This is a genomic window from Rhodococcus sp. YL-1 (assembly GCF_001942025.1).
GTDB lineage: Bacteria > Actinomycetota > Actinomycetes > Mycobacteriales > Mycobacteriaceae > Rhodococcus_F > Rhodococcus_F qingshengii.
This window is the reverse complement of the sequence record NZ_CP017299.1, coordinates 4,842,465-4,859,292: the sequence shown is the minus strand read 5'-3', so window position 1 is coordinate 4,859,292 and position 16,828 is coordinate 4,842,465. Positions and strand designations below refer to the sequence as shown.

17 protein-coding genes are annotated in these 16,828 nt (G+C 61.7%); 10 read left to right on the top strand and 7 right to left on the bottom strand.

Translation table 11 applies throughout. The features are described from left to right. Positions 1-294: 294 nt before the first annotated feature. Both BH682_RS22430 and BH682_RS22425 read left to right on the top strand, forming a co-directional pair. On the top strand, positions 295-1,593 hold the full coding sequence (locus tag BH682_RS22430; RefSeq protein ID WP_020908786.1) for a citrate synthase: 1,299 nt from the start codon (positions 295-297) through the stop codon (positions 1,591-1,593). A 38-nt stretch (positions 1,594-1,631) separates the two neighbouring features. Next, positions 1,632-1,994 (top strand): FKBP-type peptidyl-prolyl cis-trans isomerase, encoded by a 363-nt coding sequence (locus tag BH682_RS22425; protein ID WP_003940440.1) that lies wholly within the window; start codon positions 1,632-1,634, stop codon positions 1,992-1,994. Positions 1,995-2,086: 92 nt separating this feature from the next. On the opposite strand, the gene BH682_RS22420 is transcribed toward BH682_RS22425, so the two are convergent. Together BH682_RS22420 and BH682_RS22415 are read right to left on the bottom strand one after the other, a co-directional pair. Continuing rightward, positions 2,087-2,848 (bottom strand): ABC transporter permease, encoded by a 762-nt coding sequence (locus BH682_RS22420; protein ID WP_075834156.1) that lies wholly within the window; start codon positions 2,846-2,848, stop codon positions 2,087-2,089. After that, entirely contained in the window at positions 2,845-3,798 is a 954-nt protein-coding gene (locus tag BH682_RS22415) for an ATP-binding cassette domain-containing protein (protein WP_075834154.1), read from the bottom strand. Before BH682_RS22415 ends, BH682_RS22420 begins: the two co-directional genes overlap by 4 nt. Positions 3,799-3,891: 93 nt before the next feature. Between BH682_RS22415 and BH682_RS22410 the strand changes: the two genes are divergently transcribed. Next, a complete protein-coding gene (locus BH682_RS22410) occupies positions 3,892-4,695 on the top strand; it encodes a TetR/AcrR family transcriptional regulator (RefSeq protein WP_075834152.1) in 804 nt (267 codons plus the stop codon). On the opposite strand, the gene BH682_RS22405 is transcribed toward BH682_RS22410, so the two are convergent. Further along, positions 4,630-5,613: a sugar-binding transcriptional regulator gene (locus BH682_RS22405; RefSeq protein ID WP_007733475.1), complete on the bottom strand. Its 984-nt coding sequence runs from the start codon at positions 5,611-5,613 to the stop codon at positions 4,630-4,632. The genes BH682_RS22410 and BH682_RS22405 overlap by 66 nt on opposite strands. 239 nt (positions 5,614-5,852) lie before the next feature. On the opposite strand from BH682_RS22405, the gene BH682_RS22400 reads away from it, so the two are divergent. The 3 genes from BH682_RS22400 (at position 5,853) to BH682_RS22390 (ending at position 10,017) form a co-directional block, all read left to right on the top strand. Then, entirely contained in the window at positions 5,853-6,680 is an 828-nt protein-coding gene (locus tag BH682_RS22400) for an MIP/aquaporin family protein (protein WP_075834150.1), read from the top strand. Between the two features lie 64 nt (positions 6,681-6,744). Continuing rightward, positions 6,745-8,253 carry a glycerol kinase GlpK gene (gene glpK, locus BH682_RS22395; RefSeq protein WP_003939742.1) on the top strand — a complete coding sequence of 503 codons (1,509 nt, stop codon included), beginning with the start codon at positions 6,745-6,747 and terminating at the stop codon, positions 8,251-8,253. Positions 8,254-8,301: 48 nt separating this feature from the next. Continuing rightward, on the top strand, positions 8,302-10,017 hold the full coding sequence (locus BH682_RS22390; RefSeq protein WP_007733473.1) for a glycerol-3-phosphate dehydrogenase/oxidase: 1,716 nt from the start codon (positions 8,302-8,304) through the stop codon (positions 10,015-10,017). A 67-nt stretch (positions 10,018-10,084) separates the two neighbouring features. On the opposite strand, the gene BH682_RS22385 is transcribed toward BH682_RS22390, so the two are convergent. From BH682_RS22385 to BH682_RS22370, 4 genes are read right to left on the bottom strand one after another with little or no spacing between them, the layout of a single operon-like run. Then, positions 10,085-11,362 (bottom strand): sensor histidine kinase, encoded by a 1,278-nt coding sequence (locus BH682_RS22385; RefSeq protein WP_050654708.1) that lies wholly within the window; start codon positions 11,360-11,362, stop codon positions 10,085-10,087. Further along, on the bottom strand, positions 11,359-12,036 hold the full coding sequence (locus BH682_RS22380; RefSeq protein WP_003939990.1) for a response regulator transcription factor: 678 nt from the start codon (positions 12,034-12,036) through the stop codon (positions 11,359-11,361). The genes BH682_RS22385 and BH682_RS22380 overlap by 4 nt, the downstream gene beginning before the upstream one ends. A 12-nt stretch (positions 12,037-12,048) precedes the next feature. Then, complete coding sequence (locus tag BH682_RS22375) at positions 12,049-12,612, bottom strand: hypothetical protein (RefSeq protein WP_007733471.1); 564 nt, start codon at positions 12,610-12,612, stop codon at positions 12,049-12,051. Continuing rightward, positions 12,605-13,261, bottom strand: a complete 657-nt coding sequence (locus tag BH682_RS22370) for a hypothetical protein (RefSeq protein ID WP_003939689.1) — start codon at positions 13,259-13,261, stop codon at positions 12,605-12,607. Before BH682_RS22370 ends, BH682_RS22375 begins: the two co-directional genes overlap by 8 nt. 253 nt (positions 13,262-13,514) lie before the next feature. On the opposite strand from BH682_RS22370, the gene BH682_RS22365 reads away from it, so the two are divergent. From BH682_RS22365 to BH682_RS22350, 4 genes are all read left to right on the top strand, one after another. After that, positions 13,515-14,081: a hypothetical protein gene (locus BH682_RS22365; protein WP_007733469.1), complete on the top strand. Its 567-nt coding sequence runs from the start codon at positions 13,515-13,517 to the stop codon at positions 14,079-14,081. A gap of 63 nt (positions 14,082-14,144) precedes the next feature. Continuing rightward, complete coding sequence (locus tag BH682_RS22360; RefSeq protein WP_007733468.1) at positions 14,145-14,606, top strand: RNA polymerase sigma factor SigD; 462 nt, start codon at positions 14,145-14,147, stop codon at positions 14,604-14,606. A gap of 236 nt (positions 14,607-14,842) precedes the next feature. After that, positions 14,843-15,766, top strand: a complete 924-nt coding sequence (locus tag BH682_RS22355; RefSeq protein ID WP_051649553.1) for a thiamine pyrophosphate-dependent dehydrogenase E1 component subunit alpha — start codon at positions 14,843-14,845, stop codon at positions 15,764-15,766. Positions 15,767-15,776: 10 nt separating this feature from the next. Further along, the gene (locus BH682_RS22350; protein ID WP_007733466.1) at positions 15,777-16,826 is read left to right on the top strand and encodes an alpha-ketoacid dehydrogenase subunit beta; all 1,050 of its coding nucleotides are present in this window, start codon (positions 15,777-15,779) and stop codon (positions 16,824-16,826) included. The last annotated feature ends 2 nt before the right edge of the window (positions 16,827-16,828 follow it).

Sequence of the window (16,828 nt, the reverse complement as noted above, 5' to 3'; positions counted from 1 at the left end):
CGGTACCCCGTGTCAGTGGTCCGGAAGGTCCGACGTTGCTCCCATTTGCGAATTGCAGCCGAGATTTGCAGATCAGTGTGGGTAAATGCGCGATTCCGTAGACTGGAGTACCGGTCACGCGAGTGGGAAAGCCCAGACTGGAACATGTTTCAGTTTCGGTGGGTATGTCGGGTTCGTGAGTACCCGAAAAATAGCCGTGGAGCGACCCTCCTTCGGCACGATCTCTCCCGTGCGACTAGTTTCTAGTTGATCGCATGTAGTTACTCGTTGGTTCGAGCTTGAGAGGGATCCTTCGTGCCCGCTGACAATGACACAAAGCCCACGCTTACTTACCCCGGTGGTGAGTACACGATGTCCATTGCCAGGGCAACAGAGGGCAATGACGGCATCGAGCTGGGAAAGCTGCTGGCCACAACGGGGTACACCACCCTTGACCCCGGTTTTGTGAACACTGCATCCACCAGTTCTGCAATCACCTACATCGACGGTGAGAAGGGAATCCTGCGTTACCGCGGATATCCCATCGAGCAGTTGGCAGGTAAGTCGACGTTCATCGAGGTCAGCTACCTGCTGATCTACGGCGAACTGCCGACCGACGCCCAGCTCGAGTCCTTCACGGACCGCATCCGTCGACACACCCTGCTTCACGAGGACCTCAAGCGGTTCTTCGACGGATTCCCGCGCAACGCTCACCCGATGCCGGTTCTCTCGTCCGCAGTGAACGCATTGTCGGCGTACTACCAGGATTCGCTCGATCCCGAGGATCCGGAGCAGGTGGAACTGTCCACCATCCGTCTTCTCGCGAAGCTGCCGACCATCGCTGCGTACGCGTACAAGAAGTCCGTCGGACAGCCGTTCCTGTACCCGGACAACTCGTTGAACCTGGTTGAGAACTTCATGCGTATGACGTTCGGCTTCCCCGCCGAGCCGTACCAGGGTGATCCCGAGGTCGCCAAGGCACTCGACATGCTGCTGATCCTGCACGCAGACCACGAGCAGAACTGCTCCACGTCGACCGTGCGCATGGTCGGCTCGTCGGACGCCAACCTGTTCACCTCCGTCTCGGCCGGCATCAACGCACTGTGGGGCCCGCTGCACGGCGGCGCCAACCAGGCAGTGCTCGAGATGCTCGACGAGATCAAGGCCAGCGGCAGCACCGCAGCCGAGTTCGTCCGCAAGGTCAAGAACAAGGAAGACGGCGTGAAGCTCATGGGCTTCGGGCACCGCGTCTACCGCAACTACGATCCGCGCGCTGCGCTGGTCCGCGAAACCGCGCACACCATCCTCGCCAAGCTCGGCGGCGACGACGAACTGCTCAACATCGCAATGCAACTCGAAGAGGCCGCCCTCACGGACGACTACTTCATCGAGCGCAAGCTCTACCCGAACGTCGACTTCTACACCGGCCTCATCTACCGCGCGATGGGCTTCCCGCCGCGCATGTTCACGGTGCTGTTCGCCATGGGCCGTCTGCCCGGCTGGATTGCGCACTGGCGTGAAATGCACGAGGATCCGGCTACGAAGATCGGCCGCCCGCGCCAGATCTACACCGGCTACACCGAGCGTGACTATCGGGACATCACCACCCGCTAGCCCCTGCCCCCCAATTTTCGCCTCAACGAGGAGGACCCATGAGTAGCAAGCCCGTAATCGAGTTCCAGGAAGGCCCCGCGCCGACCGATCTGGTCATCAAGGATCTGGTTGTCGGAGAAGGCGCCGAAGCCGTTCCCGGTGGCACCGTCGACGTTCACTACGTCGGTGTCGAGTTCGAGTCCGGCGAAGAGTTCGACTCTTCCTGGAGCCGTGGCGAGTCCATTCAGTTCCCGCTTCGTGGCCTGATCAAGGGCTGGCAGGACGGCATCCCGGGCATGAAGGTCGGCGGACGCCGTCAGCTCACCATTCCGCCGGAGCTGGCATACGGCCCCGCCGGTGCAGGGCACCAGCTTTCCGGCAAGACCTTGGTCTTCGTGATCGATCTGCTGGACGCCAAGTAATCCACTGTGCGCCTTTATTAACCCCCCGCGGTTAATAAAGGCGCACAGCACAAGCAGCCCCGCACCGTCAGGTGTGGGGCTTTCTTGTGTGGTCAGCTCGCGGTCTTTCGTCGGTAGAGCCAGTTCGACCACACGAATCCCACGGCGGCGATGCCCAGGCACCACGCGAGGGCGATGGCCGCGCTGTTCCCGATCGGCGTGCCCATCAGGAGTCCGCGCACAGTCTCGATGATCGGAGTCACCGGTTGGTGCCGGGCAAACCCCTGCAGCCAGGACGGCATGGTCTCAGCCGGTACGAAAGCAGTGCTGACGTAGGGCAGGAACATGATGGCGAAGGTGAATCCGCTTGCAGCCTCCGGGTTCTTGGCCAAGAGTCCCAAAGCTGTCGAGAGGTACGACATGGCAAAGACGAAGGCGACGATCACAGCGGCGACGCCGAGCCAGCGCAACGGATCGCTGGTCGGGCGAAATCCCATGATCAGCGCAATCACGACCACGATCGCCGTAGTCAGGACGTTGCGGACGACGCTGGCCAGTACATGACCGGTCAGGACCGACGGCGGAGATATCGCCAAGGTCCGGAAACGGTCGATGATCCCGTCCTTCATGTCGCTCGAGACGCTGACCGCGGTGGTCGAGGCGCCGAAACCGGCGCACAGAAGGATGATTCCGGGCACTACGTAGTCGATGTACTCGCTACCGGTGTTGATGGCGCCGCCGAAGACGTAGACGAACAGCAGCATGAGCATGACCGGAAGGGCTATCGCGGTGATCATCGAATCCGGACTGCGCAGAACGTGTTTGAGATTCCGGCGGAGCATCACCGCGGAATCGATTGCAATGGTGGAGGTCATCGAACGCTCGCAATCTCGGGTTGGCCTGATCCGGTGAGCGCGAAGAACACGTCGTCCAGATCCGGAGTGTGAACGGAGAACTTCTCGACGGTGATCGACGGATCGTCGATCGAGTCGAGGATCGCTTTGATCGACGGAACTGCCCCGTCGGTAGGGATGTGCAGGGTCAAGGTCTCGGCATTCGAATGCGCCTGCGGCAGTGACGCCGCGGCGAGTTCGAGTTGGGCCAGGTTCTCGAATTGCAGTGCGACGTGGCCGCCGGGAACAAGGCGTTTGAGTTCGTCCGGTGTTCCCTCGGCGACGATGCGGCCGCCGCTCAGCACGCCGACCGTATCGGCCAATTCGTCTGCCTCGTCGAGGTATTGGGTGGTGAGGAAGATGGTGACGCCTGACGCTGTGAGTCCTCGAACGATCGACCACATGTCGTGGCGGCTTCGCGGGTCCAGGCCGGTGGTGGGTTCGTCGAGAAAGACGACGTCCGGTCGGGCGACGAGGCTCATTGCGATGTCGAGTCGTCTGAGCATGCCGCCCGAGTAGTTGCCGGCGCGTTTGTCGCCGAAGTCCGTCAAAACGAACTGGTCGAGCAATTCCTCGGCACGGCGACGGGAGTTCTTCCGGCCCAGGTGATTCAGTTCGCCCAGTAGGGTGAGGTTCTCGAATCCGGTCAGCAAGGTGTCGACGGCTGCGTACTGCCCGGTCACGCTGATGCGCCGCCGAACGTTCTGTGGATCTCCGGGCAGTGAATGCCCCGCGACCATGACCTCGCCTCCGTCGAAGGGGATGAGGGTGGTGAGAATTCTTACGGCCGTGGTCTTTCCGGCGCCGTTCGCGCCGAGGAGGGCGTACACCGATCCGGCCGGGACCGCCAGGTCGAGTCCAGCCAGTACCTGTTGATCGCCGTAGCGCTTACGGAGTCCGCGGACCGAGATTGCGGGGATCGTTCCTGACATCGAGACCTCCAAGTAAGAACTGTGTATGTCATAAACTCGTGTTTATAGCGTACACAGTTCTAGGATGATGGCAAGAGTGAAGAGTGGGAGCTTATGGATCGCGGAGCGCTACCGAGAGCAGTTGAACTGGCCTGGGGACTGGACCAGCCGGGAACGCGGGGTCCGAAGAAGGGGCTCAGTCTCGAGCAAATTCTCGACACCGCGATCGAATTGGCCGACGCAGAAGGCGTCACCGCTCTGTCGATGGGCCGCGTGGCCAAAGCGCTCGGGTTCACGACCATGTCGCTCTACCGCTACGTGGCAAGCAAAGACGAACTGATCGAACTGATTTCGGATCGGGTGATCGGGCCGCCGCCGGTGATTCCCGACGGCGTGACCTGGCGCGTCAAGCTCGAGGCGTGGGCGAATCAGGAGTACGCCACGATGCTGAGTCGACCGTGGTGGCTCAAGCTGCCCATCACGGCTCCACCGACCGGGCCCAACAACATGGCGTGGCTCGACGCGGGTCTGAGCGCCCTCGACGGGGTCGCCCTGAGCGCCGCGTCGAAGTTCCAGGTGGTGACCAACGTGTCGTTGTTCGTCATCGGCCGCGCTCGATTCTCGGCTGACCTGGCGTCTCATTCAGCGCAGTCGGCAGACGACGACGTCGCATACGGCGCTCTCATTGCTCGTGTCATCAATCGGGAGGGATTCCCCTACCTGAGTGCCGCAATCGAGGAAGGCGGCTTCGAGGACGGCAGCCCGGAGGGTGAGGCCGCCGGCGACGATGCCTTCGATTTCAGTTTCTCGCTTGGCTTACTTCTCGACGGAATCGAGAAGCTGGTGCAGCGGTCAGGACACCAGCGCGGTGGCGCTGACGTCGTCGATGATCAGATCGGTGATCAGCCCGCCCCGTAGTGCTCCCTCCAGGGCCGGCAGTTTTGCTGTTCCGGCGACGATGCACACGCGCCTGGCGACCTTCTCGAAAAGGTCCAGTCGCGGGCCGCTCGCGCGCTCGTTGAGTTCGATTCCGCGGTAGCTCCCGTCCGACCGGAAGAAGACGGTTGCGATGTCGCCGACCACTCCGTCGCGTCGAAGTGCTTCTGCTTCATCGGGTTCGAGGTATCCGGCGGTGTAGACGTGACTCGGTACGTTGCCGCCTGGTACGCCGATGCTGAAGACTGCCAGGTCCATTCGCTTCTGCATGTCCAAGACGCGTTTGATGCTTCGTTCGCGCCACAGTTGCTCCCGAGTTTCCGGGTAGTCGAAGAAGGCAGGCACCGGAAATCCTTGTGGCAGAGCACCGTAGGCGTCGGCGATGGTTCTGATGATGTCGCTGGCGTAAGAGATTCCGGTGGTGCGAGTATTCGCGGCGCCGTTGAGTTGCACGACGTACGAGTTGTACGTGCGTTTGGGGGCAAGGTGCTTGCTGACTTCACTGAGTGTGGTTCCCCAGGCGATCCCCATCACCATGTCGCTGTCGAAGAACGACGCCAGCAGGCGTCCGGCAAAGGTTGCGACCTTTTCGAGTCGCTCGAGATCTCCCACCAGTTCCGGCACGGTCACCACGTGGGCGCGCACTCCGTACCGTTCCGAGAACTCGCGTTCGATGCGAGGAGCCTGGCCGTGCGGGGTGCTGATCTTGATCTCGACGAGACCCGAGGTGCGCGCGTAGGTGATCAATCGGGAGACGGTGGATCGGGACACCCCCATGTCGCGGCCGATGGCAGCCATGGTCTGGTCCTGGAAGTAGTAGAGGCGTGCGGCCTGAACTGCGTCGGCGATGCGCGGGTCCGCCGGATCGGAGGTAGCGGAGTCCGAAGTGGGAGTTTCCATGGGTTCGTCCTGTCTGCACGTACGTGCAAGAGCATTGAACCGAATCTTATCCGAGTAGGCCCAGGCTGAGGCGCTCGATCACGCAAAGTCCCAGAAGTGTGTCTGTTACCCGCGTTACGGTGCGCAAATGGGGCATTTGCACATATGTGCACGAGCTATGCGTGAATGTGCAAACGGCCTTACGCTACGGGTGCAGCAATCCAAACTATGACATGCATCACAACGAAGTGAGGGTGGGGATGGACAAAGCCAAGCGATTAGGGCTTCCAGGCGAGTTGGCAGCCGAGTTCGCCGGAACGATGATCTTGATCTTGTTCGGCGTCGGAGTTGTGGCGCAGGTTGTGTCCGGCGGGAGCGGTGGGGGTCTCGGCGGACACGACAGTATCGCGTGGGCCTGGGGACTCGGCGTCATGTTCGGCATCTATGTCGCAGGCCGGGTGACGGGTGCTCATCTGAACCCCGCAGTGACCTTCGCCTTTGCGATCTTCCGGGGATTCTCCTGGCGCAAGGTCCTGCCCTACACGCTGGCGCAGACCGCTGGAGCCTTTGTCGCGGCCCTGATCGTCCGGTGGAATTACAACGACATGCTCAATGCCATCGATCCCGGACACACAACGGCGACTCAGACGATCTTCTCGACGATGCCCGGAAACGGAACGCTCCCGGTCAGTCTGGGATCAGCGCTGATAGATCAGATCATCGGCACGGCGATCCTGTTGTTCCTCATCGTTGCGGTGACCGATACTCGGGGAACTCCGCCGCTCGCGAATCTTGCGCCCTTCGTCGTCGGTTTGATCGTGGTGGCAATCGGATTCGCATGGGCGACCAACGCGGGTTACGCCATCAATCCGGCCCGTGACTTCGGTCCGCGGCTGGCGTCGTATCTCACCGGTTACGGCAGCGCCTGGCGAGATCAGTACGGGAGCCTGTATTTCTGGGTGCCCATCGTGGGGCCGCTGATCGGCGCACCGATCGGGGTGTTCCTCTACGACAAGCTGATTGGTCGATTCCTGCCTGACGAGTCGGTGGAGAAGGCAGCCGAGGAGCCGGCCACGATACCGGCCTGATGGCGAATCATCATCTCTGACAGTAAATCTTTCGCACTTTCTTCGACACCAAAGGGGTAGCACGATGGCGCAGTTCGTAGCCGCGATAGACCAGGGAACCACCTCCACGCGATGCATGATCTTCGATCACAGTGGGCACGTAGTCGCTGTCGAACAGCACGAGCACACACAGATCTTTCCGCAGGCAGGCTGGGTCGAACACGATCCGATCGAAATTTGGGACAACGTCCGCAACGTCACCGCGGGCGCCTTGGCCAACGCAGATCTGACCGCGGCCGACATCGCATCCGTCGGCATCACCAATCAGCGTGAGACGGCAGTGGTCTGGGAACGAGCAACCGGAAAGCCCGTTTACAACGCCATCGTCTGGCAGGACACACGCACCGATCGAATCTGTACTGCACTCGCCGGCGAAGACGGCCCCAGGAAGTACACCGAAGTCACCGGATTGCCGTTGGCCACGTACTTTTCGGGCCCCAAGGTCAAGTGGATTCTCGACAACGTCGAGGGCGCGCGTGAGAAGGCCGAAGCAGGCGAGTTGTGCTTCGGCACGATGGACACCTGGGTGCTGTGGAACATGACCGGCGGCGTCGACGGCGGAGTGCACGCTACCGACCCCACCAACGCGTCGCGCACTCTGTTGATGGATCTCGACACTCTCGCTTGGGATTCGGCGATCTGCGCCGACATGGGCATCCCCGAATCGATGCTCCCCGAGATTCGCAGCTCGTCCGAAACTTTCGGATTCGTGCGCGAACGCGGAACATTGTCCGGCGTGCCGATCGCCGGAATCCTCGGCGATCAGCAAGCAGCGACTTTCGGTCAGGCCTGCCTCTCGCCCGGAGAAGCGAAGAACACCTACGGAACCGGCAACTTCGTGCTCCTCAACACCGGCACCGAAAAGGTGATGAGCAAGAACGGCTTGTTGACGACGGTCTGTTACAAGATCGGTGAGCAGCCAACGGTTTACGCACTGGAAGGATCGATCGCCGTGACCGGTTCGCTGGTCCAGTGGCTTCGGGACAACCTCGGCATGATCGACAACGCGGCCGACATCGAGGTGAACGCGCGCTCTGTGGACGACAACGGTGGCGCGTACTTCGTGCCCGCGTTCTCGGGCCTGTTTGCACCGCATTGGCGCGCGGATGCACGCGGTGCGATCGTCGGTCTGACAAGGTTCGTGAACAAGGGGCACCTTGCCCGGGCGGTGCTCGAAGCGACTGCGTACCAGAGTCGTGAGGTGATCGAGGCGATGAACCTCGACTCGGGTGTCGACTTGAAGGTTCTCAAGGTCGACGGCGGAATGGTCGCGAACGAACTCCTCATGCAATTCCAGGCCGATCTGCTCGACGTCGAGGTGATCCGCCCTGTCGTTGCGGAGACCACGGCATTGGGCGCTGCGTACGCCGCTGGTCTCGCGGTCGGGTACTGGGAGAGCGAGGACGACATTCGCAGCAACTGGGCGAAGGACAAGAGCTGGACGCCGTCGATGGATTCGGCCGAGCGTGAGCGCCTGTATGCAGGCTGGCAGAAAGCCGTCACTCGGACACTCGACTGGGTCGACGCAGACTGATCGCGGCGCCCCCATTTCTACCTATTTTCAAGTGAAGGAACAGTTTTCATGAGCACAGCACAAGCATTGAGTCCGTCCTCGCGGGCGGAGTCGCTGAAGAAGTTGGAAGAAACCGAACTCGACGTCCTCGTTATCGGCGGTGGCGTGGTCGGAGCGGGTAGCGCGCTCGACGCCGCAACTCGCGGTCTGAAGGTGGGCTTGGTGGAGGCTCGTGACTTCGCGTCCGGAACCTCGAGCAGGTCGAGCAAGCTGTTCCACGGCGGACTGCGTTACCTCGAGCAGTTCAATTTTGCGCTCGTGTTCGAGGCACTGCGTGAGCGGTCACTGGTTCTGAATTCGCTGTGCCCGCATCTCGCGAAGCCGGTGCCGTTCATCTACCCACTCGAGAAGTTGATCGACCGGCCGTACGTCGGTCTGGGCATCGGCGTCTACGACGTGATGGGCGCAGGCCGCGGGGTTCCCTCACACCACAAGCATGTGGGCAAGAAGAAGACTCTCGAATCGTTCCCTTCCGGAAAGCGCTCTGCTATCCGGGGTTCGGTCAAGTTCTACGAGGGTCAGGTAGATGACGCCCGCCACACGATGATGCTGGCGCGCACGGCGGCCGAGTACGGCGCGCTGTGCGTCAACAGCACCCGCGTAATCGGCTTTCTCCGTGAGGAGGACCGCGTAGTCGGGGTGAAGGCCGTGGATCTGGAAACAGGTCGCGCGTTCGAGATCCGTGCTCGTCAGGTCATCAACGCTGCCGGTGTGTGGACTGACGAGATTCAGGAAATGGTAGGTGGTCGAGGACAATTCCAGGTTCGCGCTTCGAAAGGTGTGCATTTGGTCGTCCCGCGAAACCGCATCAACTCTGCGACCGGAATCATCACGCGGACCGAGAAGAGTCTGCTGTTCGTGATTCCGTGGGGAAGCCACTGGATCATCGGTACGACGGACACCGACTGGAACCTCGACCTCGCCCATCCGGCAGCGAGCCGAAGCGATATCGACTACATCCTCGGACATGTCAACAAGCTCCTTCAGGACGAGTTGACGCACGAGGACGTCGTCGGTGTGTACGCGGGGTTGCGTCCGTTGCTGTTCGGCGAATCGGATTCGACCAGCACTCTCTCGCGTGAGCATGCGGTGTCGAGTCCGGTCCGAGGTTTGACGGTGGTCGCCGGTGGCAAGTACACCACTTACCGCGTGATGGCCAAGGACGCTGTCGATTCCGCGGTGCACGGATTGGAACAGAAGGTGCCGAAGTCCTGCACCGAGCGTATCCAACTTGTGGGTGCCGACGGCTACTTTGCCGCGCACAACAATCGGCATCTCACCGCTGAGCGCACGGGACTGCACGTTTCGACCATCGAGCACCTACTGGGTCGGTACGGCACTCTGGCTGACGAGTTGTTCGAACTCGTCGAGGCGCGACCGGAACTGGGGCAGCCGTTGGACTCCGCCCCCGAGTACCTCAAGGCGGAGGTCCACTACGCTGCGAGCCATGAGGGTGCACAGCATCTCGACGACATCCTTACCCGTCGTACCCGCATCTCCATCGAGGTTACCGATCGCGGCGACGCGGCAGCAGCGGAAGTAGCCGAACTGGTTGCGCCGGTGCTGGGTTGGACTCCCGAGCACATTGCCGAGGAGATCGAACACTACCGGTTGCGTGTCGCAGCCGAGCGGGAATCTCAGGAGCAGCCCGATGACCTGACCGCTGATGCGGCGCGCCTCGGTGCACCGGACGTTCGCACCGGAGTCGCTGTCGGACAGGTTTGAGTCCGAGACACCACCAATGATCGGCCGGGACCCTGTGTCCCGGCCGATCGACCGAACTGCCTCGGTGTCAATCGAACTCGTCTGCCGAACATTCGGGGAGGTCGATCGTCACCACCGCGCCCCCGTTCGGATGGTTCGCGAAGTCGATACGAGCGCCGATGACCGCCGCTTGTCCCACTACGATCGTCAAGCCGAGGCCCAGGCCCGAGTTCGGGCCGCGTTCGACGGAGTTGGTCTGAAATCTCTTCGGCCCCTGGCGAAGCCACTCTTCAGTGAACCCGACGCCCCGATCCCGGACCGTGATGCGGGAGTGGTCGACGTGGACATTGATCGGCGACTTTCCGTGATTGCGAGCATTCAAGATCAGGTTGGCGATGATCCGCTCCAGTCTGCGCGCGTCGGTGTACGACACGGGGGTGCCGTGAACACTCACTTCACACTCGACTCCTGTGGTGGAAATCGCGTGACGCACCACCGGCGCCAGTTCCACCGATTGGATGTCTGCCTGCTCGGAGGTGGTGTCGAGGCGTGCCACTTCGATGACGTCCTCGGCGAGCCTCCTGAGTTTGTGGACGCCGTCGCGCACCAATTCGGTTGGCCTACCGGGTGGCAGGAGCTCTGCGGCGCCGACCAGTCCGGAGATGGGTGTTCTGAGATCATGCGCGATGTTGGCTGTCACGCGCTTCTCGGCGTCCAATTGTCCCCGTAGAGCATCGGACATCGCGTCGACCGCATCCGCCAGCTCGGTGATCTCGTCGTCGAAAAGCGACCAGGTGACCGAGCGGACGCGGATGTCCGCTCCGGTAGACACTTTGCGAGCCGCACGGGCGGCCGAGCGCAATCGATACGACATCGCGAGTCCAAGCAGCACACCCAGGACGGCACCCGCTGCGATCACTGCGATGGTGGCGTTGCGAAGTGTCCGATCGACGCTGGCGATCGATTCCCGCTGCGCGGTGTACGGGACGCGAATCGCCACCACCTGAGTGTTGACGTCGGCAGCGGCCCAGACAAATGGCTGGTCCCCGCTGTCGACAAGGTAGGTGGCACGTTTGCCGCCCGCCACGGCCTGACGCAACTCTTCCGGAACGTCGAGACCATCTGTGGTGGCGCGGAACAGCGCACGCATGCTGCCCGTTTCGTCCTGCAGCACCAGTTGGAGATTGCGATCAGCTGCCGCCCGCGCTGCATCCTCTTGGTTGTGTGAAAAGGTTTGATGCATCACGGTACTGAGCGTGATCGAGGCGACGGCGATCACGAACGTGATGGCCGCCGCGATCTTCCACTGAAACGACAACCGCCTCCCGGTGGACGGGAGCTTGGCGGCGAGATCCCGCGATCTCACCGATGGTTGTCCATCGTGTAGCCGAACCCCCGGACGGTCCGGATCTGTTCGGAGCCGATCTTCGTGCGCAATCGCTGAACGTGAACGTCGACGATGCGCGTATCGCCGCCCCAGTCGTAATCCCAGACGTCCGAGAGCAGTTCGGAGCGAGACCAGACTTTGCGCGGCACACTCACCATGACCAGGAGCAGCTTCATTTCGGTGGGCGTGAGAGCCACTTCGGCGCCCGAACGCGTGACGGTCACCAACTCGCGATCGATCTCCAGATCGCCGAGAGTCACGATGTCTTTCTCCGTACCGGAATGGGATTCGACCCGCCGGAGCACACTTCGGATACGGGCCACCAGGACACCGCTGTCGAAGGGCTTGGTGACGTAGTCGTCGGCACCGGCTTCCAATCCGAGAACGATGTCGACCGGGTCGTCGCGCGCGGACAGCATGATGACCGGCACCGACAGTTCCTCACGAATGCGTCGGCACAGGCTGATTCCGTTCAGGTCGGGAAGCATCACGTCGAGGACGGCGATATCCGGCTTGGCGTCGACCGCCATATCCATTCCGGTCAACCCACCCGATGCGGTGATCACCCGAAACCCGTTGCGTTCGAGATTCAATTGCGTTGCTTCGCGTATGACAGCGTCGTCTTCGACCAGCAAAATCAACGGATCGGTCATCGGCCTTCGCTTTCATGGGAACGGAACACTCTCAAACCCTTCACCGGTCCACTTGTATGCAGTCGACGATTGACAGAACTCCGGAATGCCGGGGTCTTTGCACAGGTCGACCATGACCGATAATCCTCCGGTTGAGCCGACGACGTAGCGTCCTGGGTCTTGCACTCCGAAGACTTTGTGAGCGCCCGATTCGTCGATCTGGTAGACGAATCCGGCGACCATGAAGCTGACCGGTGGGGCCGGTCGTCCCCAGATGCCGACAGACTCGCAGGTGAAGACATTGACGACGGCATCTTGCCAAACGGCGCCTGTCACGGGGGAATACCGGATTTCGAAGGGGAAGTTCGCATCACCGCACAGTCGGAGACTGTCCTTGACCGCATCGGACACTTCCGGGTCTGCTCTGAGGAGGGCAACAGGATCGATGCTCAAGCCCTGTGAGAGATCCGAGGGGTCGAGTGATGCTGCGATATTCGGAGTGGGTTCTGATTCAGGCTCGGTGGAACAGGAGGCGAGAGCAAACGCGACCGGCAGGCAAACACCGGCGAGCATTGCGCGGCGACGGCGATCAATCACGGATGAACTCCATTCCATCCCAGTGGAACTCGGTCCGAAGCGGTGGACGGGGGCAACATTCGAACTCCGGTGGCCGCGGATCCGTTTCCAGGACAGACAAACTCGCGGCGCGTTGACCGCTGACGATGAACTTTCCGCGCTCTTCGACGGAGAACAGGCGCTCACCCAGTTCGGGATCGTCTTCACTCGAACCGGCCTTGCCGCTGCGGTAGACGTAGCCGGCAAGGTTGACCGAAATCGACACTCCGGTCCCGGGTTGGTGGGCCGGTTGGCACGGATACACATTCATGACGACGAGTTCGGTCTCCGGCACGATACGCGGTGCGCCTGGATCGAGAAGGATGGACCCGACCGAGATCGGATACCAGTCAGGGCACGACCGAAGTTCTGTCTTCACTCCCTCGGACACCCCAGGATCGTCGAGGAGCGCCCGGCCCAACCTCGAGTTTTCGGCAACCCGTCTGGCCAGGTCTGCAGGTTGTGTGACGGGCAACCCGGTGGAAGCGACATCGCCTTCGATCACAACGCCCTGGGTGGACGCGCAGCCGGTGATCACGGACGCTCCGAGGGTTGCTGCCGCGAGCGCTGTACCGAACAGGCTGCGAGTACGGTCTGATCGACCGCCGCAGATGTCACTCCGATACAACACGTTCCCCTCCCCGGCCGCTGCGAACCCTCTCATCGGCATGTGCGTTTTCATACGATCACAGGTGATCTCGATATCGGAGTTTTGCCACCCACCGTTACGTAATCGTATGAATGTCAGGAACGTCGAGAGTTGGTACGCGACCGACGGAATTCTGTTACGAAACCGATGGAATCAGGCTCCTAGAGTGAGTCACGTCGGTGTTCACCGCTTGGGCGGAACGAGCTGATCCGCGTATCGAGGAGTGTGAGAGCAAATGCCTGAAGTATTGCTGACCAACAAGACTCGGCGTCTGCGAGTGCTGCTCGCCGTACTGACGATCGGGGTGGTGTGCGCGATGACAGGGTGTTCGAGTGATGACAACAGCGCTCCAGGAGACGAACCGACGACTACATCGGTGGTTGCGGCGTCTACGACCCCACCGCCGCTGACCGCAGCGACCACTTCGGAGACAGTCGAAGGCTCGAACTCGGTGGGCGGCGGTACGGACGCATCCACCCCCGGAGTCCCGGCGGGCGGAGCTGCGCCGGCCTGGACCCCGGTCTCGACCAGCGCGGCTGCCCCTGCGGCCCCTGGTCCGGCTACCGAGTCGACCAAGTGCACCGATCAGATCAACTATGTGGGTGACCCTCGTTCGAATGCGGAGATCAACAGCATCGGAGAGCGGATGGGTTCGTGCCCGGCGCCCCTCCCGCCCGATGCCGTCGAGCCCCCCGAGAAGTGCACCGACCAGATCAACTACGGCGCTGACCCTCGTTCCAACGCCGAGATCAACATCATCGGGGAACAAACCGGGATCTGCCCCGAGCCGATACGCCCCTAGCGACTTCAAAACCTGAGCATTAGTCGGGAATTCGACCAAGAGCCGAACCAGGGGGAGATCGGAATGACAAGCAGGGCAGGTGGACGTTCGATCGACAGTGTTGCCGACGATGCGTCCCGAGGGGATCGGGACGCGATTGCAGAACTCCTTCAACGCATCGTGCCTCTGGTGACGCGGCGCTGCCGTGCCGAACTGCGACCGCTCGACGCTGATCGTATTGCCGTCGGTATCTGCCGATCCGTCCTGTCCGACATTCGGCGACGTAGACGTGCCGGAGAAGCGTTCCTCGCGCATCTGTACGACGCGATCAGTCGCGAAATCGATTCGCTACCTGCCTCCAGTCGACTCACTCTGCCCTTCGGTGATCTGTCGGCCGCAGAACGCAACGTCTTGGTAGCTCGCATCGTTGTCGGCTTCGACGTGCGCGAGACGGCGCTGTCACTGAGAACGACAACGAGCGCCGTCGAACTCGCCCAACACCGCGCGCTGGCCAAGATCAGACGCGACAGCCTGAGCGGCGCCTGAATCAACGCTCGAAAGTCAACAGCTGCAACCCTTCGCAACTCCCGGCAACCTCACGCAACTCTTTCCCTTCGCCCGTGACCTACACGACACTGCATGGCGACGAGTGATCGAGAACGAGGAGTGTGACTGTGGTTCAACGGACGGCGCAGAAGCCGACAACCCCAGGATCGAAAAGGACCGGCGCCAAGCCTCATTCAGGGCTGGACCGGGATGCATTGCTGAAGGCGTACGAGAAGATGTCGCGCATCCGTGCGTTCGAGGATCGACTGCACGAAGAGAATGCAACCGGTGACATCCCCGGCTTCATTCACCTCTACTCGGGCCAGGAAGCCATCGCGGTGGGAGTGTGCGAGAACCTGAGCGACGCCGACTACATCGGATCCACTCACCGCGGTCACGGGCACTGCATCGCCAAGGGCTGCGATCTGAACGGCATGATGGCCGAGATCTTCGGCAAGGACGACGGCCTGTGTCGCGGTAAGGGCGGCTCGATGCACATCGCCGACCTGTCCGTGGGAATGCTCGGCGCCAACGCGATTGTCGGCGGAGCCCCGTCGTTGGCGATCGGCGCTGCACTGAGTGGCAAGACGCTTCGAAACGGTGTCATCGCAGCGTCGTTCACGGGAGACGGTGGATCCAACCAGGGAACCGTCTTCGAGGCGATGAACATGGCTGTGGTGCTGGATCTTCCGATCGTCTTCGTGATCGAGAACAACGGATTCGGTGAAGCAACAGGAACCGACTACGCGGTGGGCGCACCCGACATCGCCGCCCGCGCTGCATCCTTCGGAATGCCTGCCGTCAAGGTGGACGGCACCGACTTCTTCGCGGTCTACGACGCGATGGCGGAAGCATCGGAGCGCGCCAGGACCGGCGGTGGCCCCACCACGATCGAGGCGGCGGCATTCCGTTGGCACGGCCACTTCGAGGGTGACGCGCAGCTGTACCGCACGGCGGAACAGGTTGCGCAACTAAGGGAAACCAAGGATCCGCTCAAGAATTTCCGTAGCAGCGTGGATGTGAAGAAGGTCAGCACCGCTGATCTGGACGCGGTGGACGAGCAGTCGCGAGTGCTGGTGGACGAGGCGGTAGCGAAGGCGCGTGCCGCGGCGTATCCACCCGTCGAGAATCTGCTGACCGATGTCTACGTGTCGTACTGAGGAGCCCGAGATGACAAGCGTGGAAGCCGAGAACGTGTCGAAGAAGACCTACCGCGAGGCCGTCAAAGAGGCCATCGCCCAAGAAATGCAACGCGACCCGAGCGTCGTTCTCATCGGTGAGGACGTACGGGGTGGGCATGCCGGTACCAATCCCGATCTGGAGACGAAGAAGATCGAGGCATTTGGCGGTGTCCTGGGTGTCACCAAGGGATTGTGGACGGAGTTCGGATCGGAGCGTGTAATCGATACCCCGATCACCGAATCCGCGATCATCGGAATGGCTGCCGGAGCCGCACTGACCGGACTGAGGCCGGTCGCCGAGCTGATGTTCATGGACTTCTTCGGAGTCTCCTACGACGCGCTCTACAACCAGGCTGCCAAGTTCCGCTACATGTTCGGTGGCAAGGCCAGAACCCCGCTGGTGGTGCGAGGCATGATCGGCGCAGGCTTCTCCGCCGCTGCGCAGCACTCTCAGTCTCCGTACAACGTGTTCGCGGCGGTGCCTGGTCTGAAGGTAGTCGCTCCGTCCAATGCCTACGACGCCAAAGGCCTTCTCATCCAAGCCATCCGGGACGACGATCCCGTCGTCTTCTGTGAGCACAAGGTTCTCTACGACCTCAAGGACGAAGTGCCGGACGAGCCGTACGCGATTCCGTTCGGCGTCGCCAACTACACCAGGCAGGGCGACGACGTCACGATCATCGCGTTGTCCGCAATGGTGAACCGCGCCAACGACGTAGCAGACAAGCTGGCCGCCGAGGGTATTTCGGTCGAGGTTGTCGATCCTCGTACCGTCTCACCATTGGACGAGGACGGCATCCTCGAATCCGTCGCATCGACTGGAAGGGTCGTGATCGTCGACGAATCCGCCGCCCGCTGCGGTTTCGGGCACGACGTAGCCGCGCTGATCGCCACCAAGGGATTCAACTACCTGAAAGCGCCGATCGAACTGATCACGCCGCCGCACACGCCGGTTCCGTTCTCCCCAACCCTCGAAACTGCCTGGCTGCCTGACGCGGCGCGCATCGAAGAGTCGGTTCGCAAGCTGGTGAGAGCCTGATC

Bases quoted from the DNA above. Each gene is read 5' to 3' on its own strand.
- BH682_RS22365 (WP_007733469.1), top strand. From the start codon at position 13,515: ATGCCTGAAGTATTGCTGACCAACAAGACTCGGCGTCTGCGAGTGCTG.
- BH682_RS22410 (WP_075834152.1), top strand. From the start codon at position 3,892: ATGGATCGCGGAGCGCTACCGAGAGCAGTTGAACTGGCCTGGGGACTG.
- BH682_RS22380 (WP_003939990.1), bottom strand. From the start codon at position 12,036: ATGACCGATCCGTTGATTTTGCTGGTCGAAGACGACGCTGTCATACGC.
- BH682_RS22425 (WP_003940440.1), top strand. From the start codon at position 1,632: ATGAGTAGCAAGCCCGTAATCGAGTTCCAGGAAGGCCCCGCGCCGACC.
- BH682_RS22355 (WP_051649553.1), top strand. From the start codon at position 14,843: ATGTCGCGCATCCGTGCGTTCGAGGATCGACTGCACGAAGAGAATGCA.
- BH682_RS22390 (WP_007733473.1), top strand. From the start codon at position 8,302: ATGAGCACAGCACAAGCATTGAGTCCGTCCTCGCGGGCGGAGTCGCTG.
- BH682_RS22400 (WP_075834150.1), top strand. From the start codon at position 5,853: ATGGACAAAGCCAAGCGATTAGGGCTTCCAGGCGAGTTGGCAGCCGAG.
- BH682_RS22420 (WP_075834156.1), bottom strand. From the start codon at position 2,848: ATGACCTCCACCATTGCAATCGATTCCGCGGTGATGCTCCGCCGGAAT.
- BH682_RS22405 (WP_007733475.1), bottom strand. From the start codon at position 5,613: ATGGAAACTCCCACTTCGGACTCCGCTACCTCCGATCCGGCGGACCCG.
- BH682_RS22350 (WP_007733466.1), top strand. From the start codon at position 15,777: ATGACAAGCGTGGAAGCCGAGAACGTGTCGAAGAAGACCTACCGCGAG.
- BH682_RS22360 (WP_007733468.1), top strand. From the start codon at position 14,145: ATGACAAGCAGGGCAGGTGGACGTTCGATCGACAGTGTTGCCGACGAT.
- BH682_RS22415 (WP_075834154.1), bottom strand. From the start codon at position 3,798: ATGTCAGGAACGATCCCCGCAATCTCGGTCCGCGGACTCCGTAAGCGC.
- glpK (WP_003939742.1), top strand. From the start codon at position 6,745: ATGGCGCAGTTCGTAGCCGCGATAGACCAGGGAACCACCTCCACGCGA.